Below are 15,322 nucleotides of genomic sequence, written 5' to 3'. Positions count from 1 at the left end.
CGAAACGACCAATTGTATATAGTTAGAAAAAAGTTATTTATATGATTTATATCATATAAATAAATAAATAATTAATTAATTAATCCCTTTTATAATTACTCGCAGGTTACGCCTTCAGCGCACACTTTATAAAGTTCAAAATTTAAAACAAAAGTAGCATTACTCAGGCTCATGTAATTAGAGTTTCGTGCGTAAGCTAATCGGGAAGGAACAATAATAACCCCTTGTAACACATCGTAAGGATCATTTTTACTTTTATTAGTTGGAGAGAAATACTTGAGTCCATCAACAATTCCTTTAATTACATAATAACTCTCAACATTGGTAGTATCAGTCGAAGGTTTTTTGTAAAAGCTTGGATTTTGTTGAGCAATACCCAAACCGTCAATAGAGCTGGATGCTGTTGTTTGGCTGGAATATCCGCTACCTCCTTCAGAAGCTACATAGTAATTCAAAGTATAATGAAGTAGAATATTGTTAGACCCATTAGGTTTGGTTCCGCTGGCTGAAGTTACAGCCGGATTAGGAACATACCAGAAACCGGAAGCATCCTTTTTAGCGTTTTTACGTAAAGGATCTTTATCTTTAGAAGTTACGGTTTCAGTAAACTTGGTAACTTTTCCCAAATCATCAAAATAATAATTATCTAAAAAATTTACAATGGATGCATCATCCGCAGCATTCTGCTCATCAATAGTAAGAGTCTTCGTTTTATCATCATCACTGCTGCATGAAGTTAGCACGGTAAATAAACTGATAACACCCAATAAAAGAAATTTTTTAATCATGTGAATAAAAATATTTAAATTAGGTGCTAATTTACAATTTAATTTAAAATTGATAAATTTTTTTAGATGATATGAGAATAGATAAATTTTTATGGTGTGTTAGGTTTTACAAAACCCGTGCACTAGCAACAGACGAATGTAAAAAAAACAGAGTTTCTTTAGGTGAAAATGTTTTAAAGCCCTCCAAGGAAGTGAATATTGGGGAAATTTATACAATAAGAAAGAATCAGATTGATTATAAAATGCAGGTAATTCAGATTCCTGCCAGCAGGTTGGGAGCAAAATTAGTTTCTTTATACGTAAAAGATTTGACAGATCCGGAACAGGTTGAAGAAATGAAAACCCGAATGCAGGCACAAAACTATTATCGACAGAAAGGTCTGGGTAGGCCTACTAAAAAGGATCGGAGAGATTTGGAAGATTATACCACTGATGAATACGGATGGGAAGATGAATAAAATTTTTTCTTTTACAATTGAGAGTTTACGATAGAAGATCTAAAATTTCAGTACAAATTTCAGAAACCGATTTATTGTTATTATTAATTTTATGGATAGCTTTTTCATAAAATACAGAGCGTTCAAAAAGATGTTTGGCTATAAATTCTTTAATATTTTCTTCATTCAGATGGGCAATAAGGGGTCTGTGATTTTTTTCCTTAATGAGTCTGTCGGCTAATTCTACAGGTGTCATTTTTAAATAAAAGGAAATACTTTTATCATTAATCAAGTCCATGTTATTATGATAAGCAGGAGTTCCTCCTCCCAGACTAAGTATAAAATTGTCCTGAGATAAAAGTTCTTTTAAATATAAATGTTCAGCTTTTCTAAAATAAATTTCACCTTTTTTAGAAAAAATATCTTTAACGGACATGTTTTCTCTAAAAATAACATACTCATCCAGATCAATGAATTTTAAATTTGTTATTTTAGATAAACTCTTTCCAATAGTGGATTTACCGCTCCCCATGTAACCAGTTAAGGAAATAATCATAATGTAATTTTTTTTACAAATATGAGATTTTTTTATGATATTATTTGGATACAAAAAAAAAGTAACTATATTTGCACTCGCTAAACAGAAATAGCGACAATAACACTAAATAAATTAAGACCTGGTAGCTCAGTTGGTAGAGCACAACACTTTTAATGTTGGGGTCCTGGGTTCGAGCCCCAGCCAGGTCACTTACTATTTGTATTTTCATACAAATGGTAGGTTGTACAATTATTAAAGACAAATGACCTGGTAGCTCAGTTGGTAGAGCACAACACTTTTAATGTTGGGGTCCTGGGTTCGAGCCCCAGCCAGGTCACTAAATGCTTGAGCACTTGCTCAGGCTTTTTGTTTTTAAGACTCCGTAGCTCAGTTGGTAGAGCAACTGACTCTTAATCAGTGGGTCGAGAGTTCGAGCCTCTCCGGGGTCACTCATTCATTAATTAACCTTCTGTTGAGGCTCTCAGTTTTATCTCAGCATCAAGAATCAAGGTTTGATTTTCTTTCTCAGGATTTTTTATTTTTTCCAGAATTAGCTCTGCAGCGACTTTTCCCATTTGCAATAAAGGAAGTTCTACAGTTGTTAAGGGAGGAGACACCATTTCAGATAGTAAGGTTCCGGAAAAACCTGCAATTGCTACGTCTTTAGGAATATTAAAACCTTCATTCTGCAAATATTTCATTACTCCAATGGCTATCAAATCCGTATAAACATAAACAGCATCAAAAGATATTTTTTTAGATATTAATGATTGGGCTGCTTTAATCCCATCTTTAAAATGCATCCCGGTACAAGTGATAACCAGAGCGGAATCATATGGAATTCCGAATTTTTCTAAAGAATCTTTATACCCTTTCCATCTTACATACGAACTTTGCATATATTCAGGAGCCATAATATGAGCTATTTTTTTCGCTCCTTTTCGAATCAAGTGTTCTGTTAATAAAAATGATTTAACATAGTCATCAGCAATTACTTTTGTAACGTCAATATCCGTAGGAATACGATCATAAAAAACTAAAGGAATACCCTTATTTATCAACCGTTGAAATTCGTTTTTATTTTTATCTTTATGACAAATGCCTATAATGATACCATCGACCATAAAACTTTCCATCAGAAGAAGGTTTTCTTTCTCTCTATCCGGATTTTCACCAGAGTAGGCAATTATAACTTTAAGACCTTTTTTATAGAGCACATTTTGAATACCTTCAATAATCTGTGCATAAAAAGGAGTATCAATTTCCGGAACTATAACCCCTACAGTATTAGAACGTCCCGTTTTTAAATTAATAGCTACCGGATTGCGCATATAGCCGAGTTTTTCTGCTGTATCCAAAACTCTTTTTTTGGTTTCCTTTCGAATATTCTTATCGTTGGTTAAAGCTCTCGATACTGTAGAAATAGATATTTTAAGTTCTTTAGCTATATCTTTTATAGTAATGTGCTTCATAAATTCCGGCTTAATTTAGCAAAAGTACATTTTGCGTGAGATTTAACCAAATATTTGAAATAAATGAAAACGTTTGCAGTATTTGGAAACGTTCCCGCAAACGTTTCCAAACTAATTTTTTTTAAAACGGTGATTTTATTTTTATCCATGTTATAAATTTACGTCTATAACCACAAATTATTACTTGCTATGAATGATACAAAAGTTTCCAATACATTGGGACCCTATCTTGTCTTAACCTTCGTTTTTTTTATTTTAGGCTTTATGACCACTATTAACGGTCAATGTCAGGGTCCCTTGAAAATTCTTTTTCTGGATCAAGCAGGAGAGCTTAAAAATACCTTAACTAATCTTATTTCCTTTTGTTTTTTTTCAGGATTTGCAATCAGTTCCTTAATTAGTAGCAAATGGATAAATCGGCACGGCTATAAAACACCACTATTAAGAGGTCTGGTTTTAATGGTAATTGCTCTACTTGTAACCTGCCTTTCCTCATGGGTAGCTGAAAATTATAGTCAATATGTTATAAACATAGGAGATGGAAAAGTTCCTTACGGATTTTTTATTTTTATTTTAGGATCTTTTCTTTTAGGCTCTTCAGTTTCATTAGTACAAACCGTAATTATTCCCTACGTATCTGCATATGTTATTCCCAATACATCCACAGTACAAAGAGTTAATATTACCTGTGCCGCGAATTCATTTGGAACTACAATTGCTCCTTTTTTCGTAACAGCAGTCATTTTTGGAGGAGCTGCTATGAATGATTTCAATGCAGGTCAGCTAATGGTTCCTTTCTTGCTTATTGCTCTATGTATTGCATCTACCCGAATAATTGTCGGTCGAATAGCATTGCCGGATATTAAAAATACAAGAATAGATAAAGAAGATAATAAACAAAGAAATATATGGTCATTTAGCCATCTAAAATGGGGAGTAGTTGCCATCTTTTTTTATGTAGGTGCCGAAATGGGAGTAGGAACCAATGTAAATCTGCACGCAATGGAATTAGAACGTACAGGTAGCGGATTGGCTTTTTTCGGAAAAACACATTTAATGGTTGGAAATATTGATTTAGGCATTCCAGCTTTATTAGCTACTTTTTATTGGGGAGGAATGATGATTGGTAGGATTATTTCCGGATTATTTAATAACATTTCTCCACGTTTACAGTTGATGATTGCTACAGTGGTAGCAGCTCTATTAACATTAATAGCTATAATTACAAATAATCTCTGGATTTTGGTTTCCGTAGGATTATGCCATTCCGTTATGTGGGGATGTATATTTACTTTGGCTGTTAAAGATTTAGGTAAATACACCTCTAAAGCTTCCGGAGTTTTTATGATGGGAGTTTTTGGTGGAGCTGTGTTTCCTGTTTTACAAGGCTTTTTAGCAGATTTCTGGGGTTCCTGGCAATGGACCTGGGGACTCATAATTATCTGCGAATTAGTTATGTTTTGGTATGCAGTATATGGAAGTAAAATTAAAGAAAAGCCAATAACTGCAGATAACAATATATAAAAATCATAAAAAAATAATTATATGGAATTTCAAAAAATAAATAAATATGTTATTGGTGTCGATTTAGGCTCCAGTGCTACCAAAACTGTTCTTATAAATGAACAAGGTAAGACTATAGCTACAGCCAAACAATTATACTCCATGAACCAGCCTAAAAACGGATGGGCAGAACAAAGTCCACAAGTATGGAAAGAAGCTGTTTTATCTACAATACAGGAAGTAGTTAAAAAATCAGGAGTAAAGTCAGAAGATATATTAGGGATAGGACTTTCCGGACAAATGCATGGGTTAGTTATGCTGGATGAGCAAAATAATCTTATTAGTGATGCTATCATTTGGTGTGATCAGAGGAGTAGTCAGGAAGCAGAAGAAATGCTGGACTTAATGCCAATGGAAAAATGGATTGAAATTTCAGCAAATCCTCCGCTGGCAGGTTGGACAGCTGCAAAAATAGTATGGGTAAGAAAAAACTTACCGGAAAACTATTCTCGTTGCAAACATATTTTATTACCTAAAGATTATATCAGATATATATTGACCGGGAAATTTGCAACAGATGTATCAGATGCTTCGGGAATGCAGCTATTGGATGTAAAAAACAGATGCTGGTCAGAAGAAATTATCAATGTTCTTCAGATAGATCCCAAACTGTTGGCAGATGTGTATGAAAGTCAGGAAATAACCGGATACCTTTTACCTGAAATAGCAGATAAATGCGGATTAACAGTTAATTGTGCTGTAGTTGCAGGGGGAAGTGATAATGCCTGCGCCGGTATAGGAACCGGGGTAGTAAGACAGGGGCAAGCATTTACTTCTATAGGAACATCTGCAGTATTATATTCACATTTAGATGAATATACTGAAATTCCCAGTGGAGGTTTACACCTTTGTTGTAGTGCAGTGCCGGGGTGTTGGCACACGATGGGAGGACCGCAATCCGGAGCTCTTTCTATCGAATGGTTTAAAAATAAATTTTGTCTTGATTTAGTTGAAAAAGCAGAGCAGGAAGGTATAACTTTTTACGATGCAATGATGAATATGGTACAGACAGTTCCTATCGGAAGTGAAAAGCTTATCTATTTACCATTTTTAATGGGAGAACGTACCCCGCACATAGATCCTCTTTATCGAGGTGCTTTTTTAGGCTTGAATGTGGTGCACACACAGGCACATATGCTCAGGGCGATTATGGAAGGGATAACCTATTGTCTTGCAGATTGCAATAACCTGTTAAAAGAGCAGGGGGTAAGTCTGGTTTCTGTACGTGCTTGCGGTGGAGGAAGCCGAAGTCCTGTCTGGAGAAAAATGATGGCTGCTCTTTACGAATGTGAAGTTTGTACACTTGAAAATGAAGAAGGTCCGGCATATGGTGCAGCCATTCTTGCAGGTACCGGAGTAGGAATTTATTCATCTGTTCAGGATGCCTGTGATCAATTTATTAAAGAAAAAGATTCACTACTTCCCGATTTGGAAGACAGTGTAGTTTATAAAAAGTTTCATACAGTTTATGATAGTATGTGTGATTCTTTAAGAGCTGATTTTACAGCTTTAGCGAAACTTTAACTTGATATGAAAATTCATTTGCCTTTACTGATGACTTAAAACTTTAAAACCAATAGTTATGACAACGAATGTAAAAAACAAAGGAGCATTTATGGATAGAATAGATCACATGATCATCAAAGAGATACCTGTGCCGGAAATAACTACCGATCAAGTGCTTATCAAAGTAGAATATGTAGGTATTTGCGGTTCAGATGTTCATTACTTTCATGATGGCAGGTGTGGAACTTTTGTCGTTGAAGATAAGGAATTTATGCTGGGACATGAGTGTGCAGGAACCGTAATTGCAGTTGGAAGTGAAGTTACACATTTGACAACAGGAGACAGGGTCTGTGTAGAACCGGGTATTACCTGTGGAAAATGCGAATTTTGTAAATCAGGAAGATATAATTTATGTCCTGACGTCAAATTCTTAGCAACTCCACCGGTTCAAGGATGTTATGAAAGATACCTGGCCTTTCCGGCCGATCTATGCTATCGATTACCCAAAAATATTAGTACCCGGGTAGGTGCTTTGATAGAACCTTTGTCTACTTGTATGTATTCTGCGCAATTGGGTGAAGTTACTGTAGGAGACACTGTAGTAATTCTTGGTGCAGGATGTATTGGGTTATTGATATTGATGTGTTGTAAAGCGAGAGGGGCTAGCAAAGTTATTGTATGTGATCTGGAAAGTATACGTCTTGATAAGGCTAAAGAATTAGGAGCTGATTATGTGATTAACGGAAGAGAAAAAGATTTGTTAGCCGAAATTAATCGTATAACAGGTAATAGAGGAGCTGATGTAGTTTTTGAAGCAGCAGGCAATTCTGTAACTATAGCTCAGACGCCGCATGTAGTCTGTCAGGGTGGATTGATCGTTTTGGTAGGAATGGCTGCTGAAGAAGAAATTACGTACAATTTTGGATTGATTATGGCCAAAGAAGCCAGAATAAAATCACAGTTCAGATTTGTAAATACATTTCCTAAAGCAATAGCATCGGTGGAAAGTGGACTAATTCCTTTAGAAAAGATTATAACTCATGAATATTCGCTGGATCAGATTCAGGATGCTTTTGAAGCTTGTATTTACGATAAATCAAATGTGGTTAAAGCAATTATCAAAATTGATTAAAGATTAATTATTTTAATGTTTTTTAAGTGAATATTATAAATAATAAAGATTCATTTTATTGAAATCGATATTGAATATACCCTTTCTTTAACACAAAGAGAGGGTTATTTAATTGATTATAATAAAGTTAATATGTGTTGGCGTTGAAAAATAAAATATAAGATTTAATACATGAAAAAAAGAATTAAACTGGCACCTTCATTATTGGAAGCCGACTATCGCTTTTTGGATAAACAGCTGAAAATGATGGAAACAGCAGGGGCAGATAGTGTACATATTGATGTTATGGATGGTACATTCGTTCCGAATTTATCTATGGGAATGAAAATGATTCAAAGTATACGTCAATCTACCAAGTTAGAATTTGATGTTCATATGATGGTACAGGAGCCGCATCGCTTTATAAAAAAAATGGCTGAAGCAGGATCAGATGTTATAACAGTTCATTTTGAAGCTTGTAAAGATTTAACGGGAACATTGAATAGTATAAAAAAAGAGGGTAAAAAAGTAGGACTAGCCATAAAACCGGAAACCTCTTTAGATGTTCTTACAGAAAACCTTTTAATGCCTATAGATGTTGTGCAGTTAATGACTGTAGAACCGGGATTGGAAGGGCAGAGTTTTATTCCAGATTCAATAAATAAAATATCTGAGATACAAAAAAAACTTCATGAAATTGATAAATCGGCAGATATTGAAGTGGACGGGAATATAACGATGGATAATATAAAGCAAGTAGTTCAGGCAGGAGCAACTATTATTGTTGCAGGAAAAGCAATTTTCTCTGGTGATATGGTTGAAAATATTCGTAAAATGAGAAGTTTACTTGATACATTATAGAATTTGCAATGTAACTAAGTAACTTAGTTTGTAAATATGGTTGCTTTTTGTGTATAGTATATTTTTTATATATCTTTGGCGTTATAAACAAACACTTTGTTTGTACCTTAAGTGATATTACAAATATTTATGCAATTAAAGCTCGCGTGGTGAAATTGGTAGACACGCCATCTTGAGGGGGTGGTGTCCGTACGGATGTACCGGTTCGAATCCGGTCGTGAGCACAATATTGTAATGTTAAAACGATATTCTAACTTTTTCTGCCCGTTGTATAAATATTTGTTTTTTAATTTTTAAATATTCATCTTCAAACTATTATCAATAAGAGACTTTAAAAATATTAGCTTTCTTCTTACATAACTACTTTGTATAAAAATACTATAAAATATTATATACAACAACAATAGACTATACTAATAATCAAGCGAGAGCAACTGAATGAAAAAGTTGAAAAATTTAAGATAAAAAATAAAAACATTCAAATCCACTCCTCGAAAGAAATCCAATTGCCTTTTGAACAATTAGGGGACAATTTTATATATAGACTCTTATCTCTCAAATTTAGATAATTATTTTATTTCTTTTTTGAATTCTTGAATAAGAGCATTAGTGATTTTCTGAAATTGATTTTTTAAATCAGGAGATTCCGTTAATACTCCTTTAGTTTCAAAGATAATAATTAACTATTCTGAAAAAAAATCTAAATATTTTTTTTGAAAAATAAAATTTACTTTCCCAATAATATTGATCTAGTTCTTTTTTTTATATCTATGATAATTTGTAATTCTGCAACTTTAGTATATAACTCAATGATTTTTTTGATTTAAGTTTATAGAAAAATTTAAATCTTAACTCTTTATTATATAATCTAAAATTGTATTAACAATATATCCAATAATATCTATAACAATAGTTAGCTGAACCCAATAATTAATTACTAAATTCATTTAAATTCAAATTAATTAACTAATTTATCAAAATATATTTCAGCAACTCCTTCAATATAATCATTCTTTAATGATTTTTGCAATTCCGTTATTAATTTATTTGATTTTTTAAATGCCTTTATGTAATAATCCGTACTACATTCTAAAATCCAATAAGAGTTGAAATTAGAATAATCAAAATCTTCTAAATTTAGTAACCAAATAAAATAGTTTCTTTGTTCAACAGAACTTTTATCTATAAGATTTTTAAATTCTTCTGTGATTTCTAAATCGTATTTATAAATTACATTTATAACTTCTTTTAAAGTTATATTATCGGGAGCAATTTTAAAAGGATCGTCTTCTTTCCTTTCTTGTGATTGGTCAGGAATACAAGCTAAAAACAGATTAAACAAATTTTTATCATCAGGTTTTATTAAGTCATATACTAAAGAATTATAATATAGTTCATAAATAAATTTTGAATTTAATGTATTGTTTATAATACTGTTTATTTTAGATTTTGATTTACTATCTAATAAATCGAAAGTTTCAAATAAGTCATAGAATAAATCATAAGGTAAATGATTATCAATAACTATTTCATCTATACTTTTAATTTGTAAAGTATTTAAAACGAATGATTTTATTTCTTTTTTTAGACATTTATTAGTATATATTTTTATCAATTCAGGAAGGAAATTCATACGAAAACTTGAATTAATAATCATATATATTACTAGTCTTATATAGTTTTTGTTAACTTTTATTGGATTAGATTTAATTATTAAATATAAGGAATGATAATAATCGCTTTTATTTCCTTTTATATTATCATTGAAAGAAATCAATTTCTTTATTAAGTTATTTAGTCTCCTATTTTCAATTTCAATTAATGATAATATCAATCCAATATTTGATATTATTCCTTCATCTCTTTTAGCTGTATATTTAGATTTTTGATTATTTTTATTATAGTTGATGTATAAGTTATGGAGTAAATTTTCAATGTTATTAATTACTTTATCTTCAGTAATAAGCTTTATTTTTTTAATATTATATTTTTTTAATAAGAATTTAGATTTTTCATAACTGATGCTAAAAATCCACATTTTGATTATGCTATAATGAAATTCTTGATATTTTATTGCCTCTGGATTTTTTAATGTATACAAAGCAAAAACCCCTTCTAATAATTTAATTAACAGCTCTTTATATTCTATAAATTGATTGTAAATAATAAAGTTAAAATCTAAATACGAATAGAATTTATAAAAAACTGACAATAATACAGAATAACTATCTTCTGAAGAAGATGTCCAGTCGCCGTATTTATCACTATACCAAATTTTTCTTATTTCTTCTAATGCTAATCCTATTTTAATATATGAATTTTGATAAAATTTGTCATCCTTTATTTCTTTATAAATATCTAAGAAATGAGGAGCATACTGAATTATAAAAGATTCCTCAATATTAAATTCAATTTCTTCTAATTTATTTATTAAATCTTTATTTTCATTAATTAACCACCAACTTTTTAAAATCCTTTTTAGTTGAATAAGGTTATAAACTGAAATAACATAATTGATTGGGTTATCTTTCTTTTTTGCAGTATTATAAATGTCTAAAAAAATTAATGCTGAATTTGGATAATCTCCTAATAAATAGTAAGTATATCCTCTTCTTAATTTTTCAAATATTGGTGATTTTTCATTTAAAGGTTTTTGGAGTAATTTTTCTGCTTCAGTATATTCAAGTCTTTCTACTTTACACCGTTCACAATTACATTTTTTATATGAACGCAACTTATGAATACAAACATAGCTTTTTTCTTTATCATTTATATTGCCTTTCCATCGTATATGTTCTATATAATTAACTTTAAAAAAATAAATTATAGCTTTTAATTTTTTTTCTTGATTTTTTACTTTTTCTTCATTATTAGATAAAATATATTTCCCATTTTTTATTTTTATATCATTTACTAAGTCAAATAATTCATTATCATTTGTATATAAGCTAAATCCTGAAATGGAAGAGTTTTTAAAATGTGGTAATCTTAAAATAATGTTATTAGGAATCACATTAATAGACTCAAAAGCATCTATAGTTGTATATAGCTTATCTATGATATGAAGTCCTTCTATTTTTTCTTCAAGTTTGGTATAGTCAGCTTTTAAATTTTCATTTATTATATATTTTTTTCTAATCTGATGCTTCCTGACATATTCTATGTCACTTAAAAATCTATTGAAAGTTGTGGGGTTTAAAATATTTTTTACAGGAATATAGATTTGTATTGTTTTTTTATTTTTCTTCTTTTCTGTATTTCTATGTTCTTCTAAAAGTATTCTTTCAGGTAGGGAAGAATCTGTCTGTATTGTATACCAATAAATATTTTTATTTTGGATATCACATAAAGTGAAAATTAGAGGTTCTTCTAATTCATTATAAAAGTATTTAACATGTCTTAAGGAAAGCTGAAATGAAATTTTTTTTTCAACATCAATCTTAATAATAGTTAAAGGGCTATTAGTGCCTTTATTTTGATTAAGGAAAAAAGATAGATGATTATTACTGTAATTTAATACCTCAAAAAAGTGATCAATACCTACTTCCTCACTGGTTTCTGACATATGCTCACCTAAGATTAATCCATTTTCTAAAAATAAATCTCTCAACTTACCTTTTAGCAAATCATTAGCTACTTTTTCAGTATATTTAGTAGGTATCTTATTCATTTTCGTATATTTATTTTTTCTTAAAATAAATATATGAATAATTTATACTATATATTATGAAGGATTATATAAAATTTCTCCTTTAATTTCATCCAAAAATTCTAATTCTGGTTTTGGAATCAAACTTTTTGCTAAATCCAATAAATTATAAATATCTAAATCAGTATGCACATGTATATCTTCTTCTTTCGCTAAAATAGCACTCTGACAAACATTAAATATAGAATGTAAAGCAAATCCTAAATGTTTATAACTCTCTATTTCTGCTATAAATTTATATCTGTTTTCTCCTATTTTTTCTAATGTGCTTAGATAGTCTTTTGCTTTTTCAAATAATTCTTTACTATTTCCCATAACACAATATTTTACTGCAAAGAAAATAGGAGATAAGGCAATATAGTATTGATAAGTCCTTTATATTATATGTTTGTACCAGTAAAATACAGGTCTGTTTTTATCAGATTTTTTCTTATTTTTGCTAAAACACTTTTGTTATGAATACAGATACAGCACCTAAGAAAGTACATCAGGGAAGAAATATAAAAAGATTAAGAGAAATGCTTGGAATTAAGCAGGAATCTTTAGCTTTTGATTTAGGTGTTAGCCAAGCAACTGTATCAGATTATGAGCAGAAAGAAGCATTAGATGAAAAAATATTAGAGAAAGTTTCTAAAGTTTTGAAAGTTCCTGTGGAAGCCATTAAGAACATGAGTGATGAAGCTACTCATAATTTTATAAATACTTTTAATGATAATTCTACAGTAAATGGAATAATTAATTACAATCCAACTTTTAATCCCATTGATAAAATTGTTGAGTTATACTCTGAAAAAGAAGAACTTTACAAGCAAATGCTAAATGACAAGGATATTTTAATTGAAAAGTTGTCTAAGAATAGTTAAAAGAGAGTTTTTAGGCTTTTTAATTTCTGTTACTTCCTCCTTTCTTTTATGAATAATAGATAACATAGCAAAGCTGTATCTTCTTAACTCATTATATTTATCCATTTTTCTACTATATGTTTGTCTCATGAGTATAAGACAATAACCAAATATAAAAAATATTAAGAAAAAAGTAAAAACACAAATAAGTATAAAGAATTTAAAATTTTCTACATCCTTTAAATCTATATTAAAATGCTCTTTAATTGGAGTTATAATGGCAACTATTGCCAGAGATATGATAATATTTAAAATATTTAGTAAATTAGAATAATTTATTTTTGGCTTTTCGGATAATTCCATTTTAGTTATTGCATAATTATATTTTAAAGTATTAGTAGATATTTCATAATATTTTTTTTGCTCTATTATTTCAATCCATTTTTCTTCAATTAAATAATTATTCCAATCTACTCCTTTAAAATAAGATATAAGATTGGGTTTATACTCAAGAACTTGAGTTTTTATATATTCTATAGACTTGCAATTATCGCAGATAATTACAACTAATGAAATAATAGAAGCAAATAAAATAATAAACATTCCATATTCATGTTTATTAAAAATAAAGCAAAAAAGAAAAATAAGAATGCTGATTACTACTAAAATCCATTTAGCTTTAGTATTACTTTTCTTTATTCTCTCTTCGCCTAAAATTGTTCTGGATATAGGATATTCAGCATTTAATTCATAAAAATCTCTTATCATTTTTTTATTTTTTATTCCTTCTCAAAATACTCTAGATATAACCTTTCTTTAAATATTTTCCATTCTTCCTCTGTATAGTTTTTCCCTTTGTAGGTTTTATAAGTTTCCAATTCAGTTTTAAGCTGTTTTGATAAAGTATCATTCTCTATAAACTCTTCTTTTTTATATTCTATAAAAAACATTTTTTCCATATTTAATAATTCTTTTTCTGTCAGATTTATCTGTTTTTCTTTATTTTTATTAATATGTTCTAAAAACTTAGGAGATACATAAAAATTCTGATATTTCTTTAGATAATAAGAATAATAAGCTGGCCAAACCCACTCTCCATCTGTAAAATATTCTAAATTAGATACAAATATATCATCATTTTCAACCTCTGTTACAGCTTCCATCCACCCACCAAAATAAGTTCCTTTTTCTAAATATTTTATTATTCCTGTATTATCTCTGTAAATATGAGTAACACAATCTTTGAATTCTTTAGCAAAGATTACATCATCAAACTCTTTTATAAATCCTATGTATTTCATTGTATAATTTTAAGGTTCAAATATTACCAATTTTCCTTTTTTGGCTACTTCAAACGTATCGTCTTCTAATATTCGAATCGATTAGTAGGAGTTTCTACTTTTGCCTCTAATATTTTAGCTAAACGAGCAGCACCTCCTGTAGATTTACTACTCGAATGACAGGATATTAATCGTATAGGAGTTCCTTGTTTATATCCGTTATTAATTAATCTTGTATACAATTGTGTGGCATCAATCAATTCTCCCTTTACTGGTTCAAACATATAGTGATAACCATGTGTCAAAACATCATAAAAATGAAAAATCCTGATACAAAAGATATCACTACAAATATTTTAGTGGGTAATTTTGTAAAATCAAAGAAAGATTTTAAATCTAAATTCATAACTTATTATGTTAGCCAATTTGTATTTTTATATTATATTTCCCCAAATAGCTTTATCAAAAAAACTATCTATTTCCCTAATTTTTTCTTTACTTGGTTTTTCAAAACTAAAATTATTTTCTTCTAAGTACTTAATAAATTCGATATCTATCTCCATATTAGGATATTTTTTCAGATAATATGAAAAATAGTTAGGCCAAATCCATTCTCCGTCTGTTAAATAAGCTAAACCAAACATGGGCTCATCGTCATCATCATGAAGCATTAATGGTACTCCTGTAAAATCATAACCTGATTCTAAATATTTTATTATTTCTTCCCTTTTAGAGTAAGCTCTTGGAGTTTCAATTAATTCTTTTAAATCTTTTGAACCGTTATAAGTTTTGTCATGCAATGTTAAAAATCCTATTGTTTTCATTTATATTTAAACTTACCAAATATTACGAGAAAAATAATCACTTGCTTTAATTGTTTGAGATTTATCAGGCGCTACATAGATAAAATTCTTTTTATTTAGATAATTTAAAAACTCTTTATCTATCTCATAATTAGGGTATTTTTTCAAATAATAAGGAAAATAATTAGGCCAAATCCATTCTCCATCTGTTTGGTAACCTATATCAGGTAGAGGTAATCCTTCATCATCATCTAAGAATACAAGTGGATCGGCAAAATAATGACCTGATTCTAAATATTCTATTATTTTATCTAAATTATAATAAGCTCTTGGTGTACTTATCATAGTTTTTAAATCTTTTGAACCTTTATAAGATTCATCATGTATTTTTAAAAATCCTATTGTTTTCATA

At 29.6% G+C, this 15,322-nt stretch carries 16 protein-coding genes and 4 tRNA genes; 10 read left to right on the top strand and 10 right to left on the bottom strand.

Going from position 1 to position 15,322, the window contains the following annotated elements:
• Positions 1-95 precede the first annotated feature (95 nt).
• The gene (locus EQ921_RS04830; protein ID WP_128330803.1) at positions 96-788 is read right to left on the bottom strand and encodes a hypothetical protein; all 693 of its coding nucleotides are present in this window, start codon (positions 786-788) and stop codon (positions 96-98) included.
• 71 nt (positions 789-859) lie between these two features.
• Here EQ921_RS04830 and EQ921_RS04825 point away from each other — a divergent pair, with 71 nt between their 5' ends.
• Positions 860-1,246, top strand: coding sequence for an RNA-binding S4 domain-containing protein (locus EQ921_RS04825; protein WP_128330802.1), 387 nt, complete (start codon positions 860-862; stop codon positions 1,244-1,246).
• Between the two features lie 25 nt (positions 1,247-1,271).
• On the opposite strand, the gene EQ921_RS04820 is transcribed toward EQ921_RS04825, so the two are convergent.
• A complete protein-coding gene (locus EQ921_RS04820) occupies positions 1,272-1,781 on the bottom strand; it encodes a shikimate kinase (protein ID WP_128330801.1) in 510 nt (169 codons plus the stop codon).
• A gap of 118 nt (positions 1,782-1,899) precedes the next feature.
• Between EQ921_RS04820 and EQ921_RS04815 the strand changes: the two genes are divergently transcribed.
• The 3 genes from EQ921_RS04815 (at position 1,900) to EQ921_RS04805 (ending at position 2,212) form a co-directional block, all read left to right on the top strand.
• A tRNA-Lys gene (locus EQ921_RS04815) sits at positions 1,900-1,972 on the top strand.
• 55 nt (positions 1,973-2,027) lie between these two features.
• A tRNA-Lys gene (locus EQ921_RS04810) sits at positions 2,028-2,100 on the top strand.
• Between the two features lie 39 nt (positions 2,101-2,139).
• A tRNA-Lys gene (locus EQ921_RS04805) sits at positions 2,140-2,212 on the top strand.
• Positions 2,213-2,224: 12 nt separating this feature from the next.
• Here EQ921_RS04805 and EQ921_RS04800 read toward each other — a convergent pair.
• Complete coding sequence (locus tag EQ921_RS04800; protein WP_128330800.1) at positions 2,225-3,235, bottom strand: LacI family DNA-binding transcriptional regulator; 1,011 nt, start codon at positions 3,233-3,235, stop codon at positions 2,225-2,227.
• 189 nt (positions 3,236-3,424) lie between these two features.
• On the opposite strand from EQ921_RS04800, the gene EQ921_RS04795 reads away from it, so the two are divergent.
• From EQ921_RS04795 to EQ921_RS04775, 5 genes are all read left to right on the top strand, one after another.
• Complete coding sequence (locus EQ921_RS04795; RefSeq protein WP_128330799.1) at positions 3,425-4,759, top strand: MFS transporter; 1,335 nt, start codon at positions 3,425-3,427, stop codon at positions 4,757-4,759.
• 21 nt (positions 4,760-4,780) lie between these two features.
• On the top strand, positions 4,781-6,322 hold the full coding sequence (xylB, locus tag EQ921_RS04790) for a xylulokinase (RefSeq protein ID WP_128330798.1): 1,542 nt from the start codon (positions 4,781-4,783) through the stop codon (positions 6,320-6,322).
• Positions 6,323-6,380: 58 nt separating this feature from the next.
• Complete coding sequence (locus EQ921_RS04785; protein WP_128330797.1) at positions 6,381-7,436, top strand: NAD(P)-dependent alcohol dehydrogenase; 1,056 nt, start codon at positions 6,381-6,383, stop codon at positions 7,434-7,436.
• Positions 7,437-7,607: 171 nt separating this feature from the next.
• The gene (rpe, locus tag EQ921_RS04780; protein ID WP_128330796.1) at positions 7,608-8,276 is read left to right on the top strand and encodes a ribulose-phosphate 3-epimerase; all 669 of its coding nucleotides are present in this window, start codon (positions 7,608-7,610) and stop codon (positions 8,274-8,276) included.
• Positions 8,277-8,416: 140 nt separating this feature from the next.
• Positions 8,417-8,500: transfer RNA gene (locus EQ921_RS04775), tRNA-Leu, on the top strand.
• A gap of 734 nt (positions 8,501-9,234) precedes the next feature.
• On the opposite strand, the gene EQ921_RS04770 is transcribed toward EQ921_RS04775, so the two are convergent.
• Together EQ921_RS04770 and EQ921_RS04765 are read right to left on the bottom strand one after the other, a co-directional pair.
• Positions 9,235-11,946, bottom strand: a complete 2,712-nt coding sequence (locus tag EQ921_RS04770; RefSeq protein ID WP_128330795.1) for a DUF4365 domain-containing protein — start codon at positions 11,944-11,946, stop codon at positions 9,235-9,237.
• Positions 11,947-12,000: 54 nt separating this feature from the next.
• Positions 12,001-12,300: a hypothetical protein gene (locus EQ921_RS04765; RefSeq protein ID WP_128330794.1), complete on the bottom strand. Its 300-nt coding sequence runs from the start codon at positions 12,298-12,300 to the stop codon at positions 12,001-12,003.
• A 140-nt stretch (positions 12,301-12,440) separates the two neighbouring features.
• On the opposite strand from EQ921_RS04765, the gene EQ921_RS04760 reads away from it, so the two are divergent.
• Positions 12,441-12,848 carry a helix-turn-helix domain-containing protein gene (locus tag EQ921_RS04760; RefSeq protein WP_128330793.1) on the top strand — a complete coding sequence of 136 codons (408 nt, stop codon included), beginning with the start codon at positions 12,441-12,443 and terminating at the stop codon, positions 12,846-12,848.
• Here the strand turns inward: EQ921_RS04760 and EQ921_RS04755 are convergent.
• The 5 genes from EQ921_RS04755 to EQ921_RS04735 all read right to left on the bottom strand — a co-directional run bounded on the left by EQ921_RS04755 (position 12,819) and on the right by EQ921_RS04735 (position 15,321).
• Positions 12,819-13,595 carry a hypothetical protein gene (locus EQ921_RS04755; protein ID WP_128330792.1) on the bottom strand — a complete coding sequence of 259 codons (777 nt, stop codon included), beginning with the start codon at positions 13,593-13,595 and terminating at the stop codon, positions 12,819-12,821. The two genes, EQ921_RS04760 and EQ921_RS04755, sit on opposite strands and share 30 nt — an antisense overlap.
• Before the next feature lie 11 nt (positions 13,596-13,606).
• Positions 13,607-14,128, bottom strand: a complete 522-nt coding sequence (locus tag EQ921_RS04750) for a hypothetical protein (protein ID WP_128330791.1) — start codon at positions 14,126-14,128, stop codon at positions 13,607-13,609.
• 65 nt (positions 14,129-14,193) lie between these two features.
• Positions 14,194-14,391 carry a hypothetical protein gene (locus tag EQ921_RS04745; RefSeq protein WP_128330790.1) on the bottom strand — a complete coding sequence of 66 codons (198 nt, stop codon included), beginning with the start codon at positions 14,389-14,391 and terminating at the stop codon, positions 14,194-14,196.
• 150 nt (positions 14,392-14,541) lie between these two features.
• Positions 14,542-14,931: a hypothetical protein gene (locus EQ921_RS04740; RefSeq protein ID WP_128330789.1), complete on the bottom strand. Its 390-nt coding sequence runs from the start codon at positions 14,929-14,931 to the stop codon at positions 14,542-14,544.
• A 12-nt stretch (positions 14,932-14,943) separates the two neighbouring features.
• Positions 14,944-15,321, bottom strand: a complete 378-nt coding sequence (locus EQ921_RS04735; RefSeq protein ID WP_128330788.1) for a hypothetical protein — start codon at positions 15,319-15,321, stop codon at positions 14,944-14,946.
• Position 15,322: the final 1 nt, after the last annotated feature.

Source organism: Apibacter sp. HY039 (genome assembly GCF_004023655.1).
In the GTDB taxonomy this organism is placed as follows: Bacteria; Bacteroidota; Bacteroidia; order Flavobacteriales; family Weeksellaceae; genus Apibacter; species Apibacter raozihei.
Note: the sequence above shows the minus strand (reverse complement) of the source record. Positions and strands in the feature narration are given on the sequence as shown.

What these genes read in the sequence shown, in the direction of transcription:
- EQ921_RS04785 (WP_128330797.1), top strand. Translation starts at nt 6,381, where the DNA reads ATGACAACGAATGTAAAAAACAAAGGAGCATTTATGGATAGAATAGAT.
- EQ921_RS04735 (WP_128330788.1), bottom strand. Translation starts at nt 15,321, where the DNA reads ATGAAAACAATAGGATTTTTAAAAATACATGATGAATCTTATAAAGGT.
- EQ921_RS04765 (WP_128330794.1), bottom strand. Translation starts at nt 12,300, where the DNA reads ATGGGAAATAGTAAAGAATTATTTGAAAAAGCAAAAGACTATCTAAGC.
- xylB (WP_128330798.1), top strand. Translation starts at nt 4,781, where the DNA reads ATGGAATTTCAAAAAATAAATAAATATGTTATTGGTGTCGATTTAGGC.
- rpe (WP_128330796.1), top strand. Translation starts at nt 7,608, where the DNA reads ATGAAAAAAAGAATTAAACTGGCACCTTCATTATTGGAAGCCGACTAT.
- EQ921_RS04750 (WP_128330791.1), bottom strand. Translation starts at nt 14,128, where the DNA reads ATGAAATACATAGGATTTATAAAAGAGTTTGATGATGTAATCTTTGCT.
- EQ921_RS04825 (WP_128330802.1), top strand. Translation starts at nt 860, where the DNA reads ATGAGAATAGATAAATTTTTATGGTGTGTTAGGTTTTACAAAACCCGT.
- EQ921_RS04770 (WP_128330795.1), bottom strand. Translation starts at nt 11,946, where the DNA reads ATGAATAAGATACCTACTAAATATACTGAAAAAGTAGCTAATGATTTG.
- EQ921_RS04745 (WP_128330790.1), bottom strand. Translation starts at nt 14,391, where the DNA reads ATGTTTGAACCAGTAAAGGGAGAATTGATTGATGCCACACAATTGTAT.
- EQ921_RS04830 (WP_128330803.1), bottom strand. Translation starts at nt 788, where the DNA reads ATGATTAAAAAATTTCTTTTATTGGGTGTTATCAGTTTATTTACCGTG.
- EQ921_RS04760 (WP_128330793.1), top strand. Translation starts at nt 12,441, where the DNA reads ATGAATACAGATACAGCACCTAAGAAAGTACATCAGGGAAGAAATATA.
- EQ921_RS04820 (WP_128330801.1), bottom strand. Translation starts at nt 1,781, where the DNA reads ATGATTATTTCCTTAACTGGTTACATGGGGAGCGGTAAATCCACTATT.
- EQ921_RS04740 (WP_128330789.1), bottom strand. Translation starts at nt 14,931, where the DNA reads ATGAAAACAATAGGATTTTTAACATTGCATGACAAAACTTATAACGGT.
- EQ921_RS04755 (WP_128330792.1), bottom strand. Translation starts at nt 13,595, where the DNA reads ATGATAAGAGATTTTTATGAATTAAATGCTGAATATCCTATATCCAGA.
- EQ921_RS04795 (WP_128330799.1), top strand. Translation starts at nt 3,425, where the DNA reads ATGAATGATACAAAAGTTTCCAATACATTGGGACCCTATCTTGTCTTA.
- EQ921_RS04800 (WP_128330800.1), bottom strand. Translation starts at nt 3,235, where the DNA reads ATGAAGCACATTACTATAAAAGATATAGCTAAAGAACTTAAAATATCT.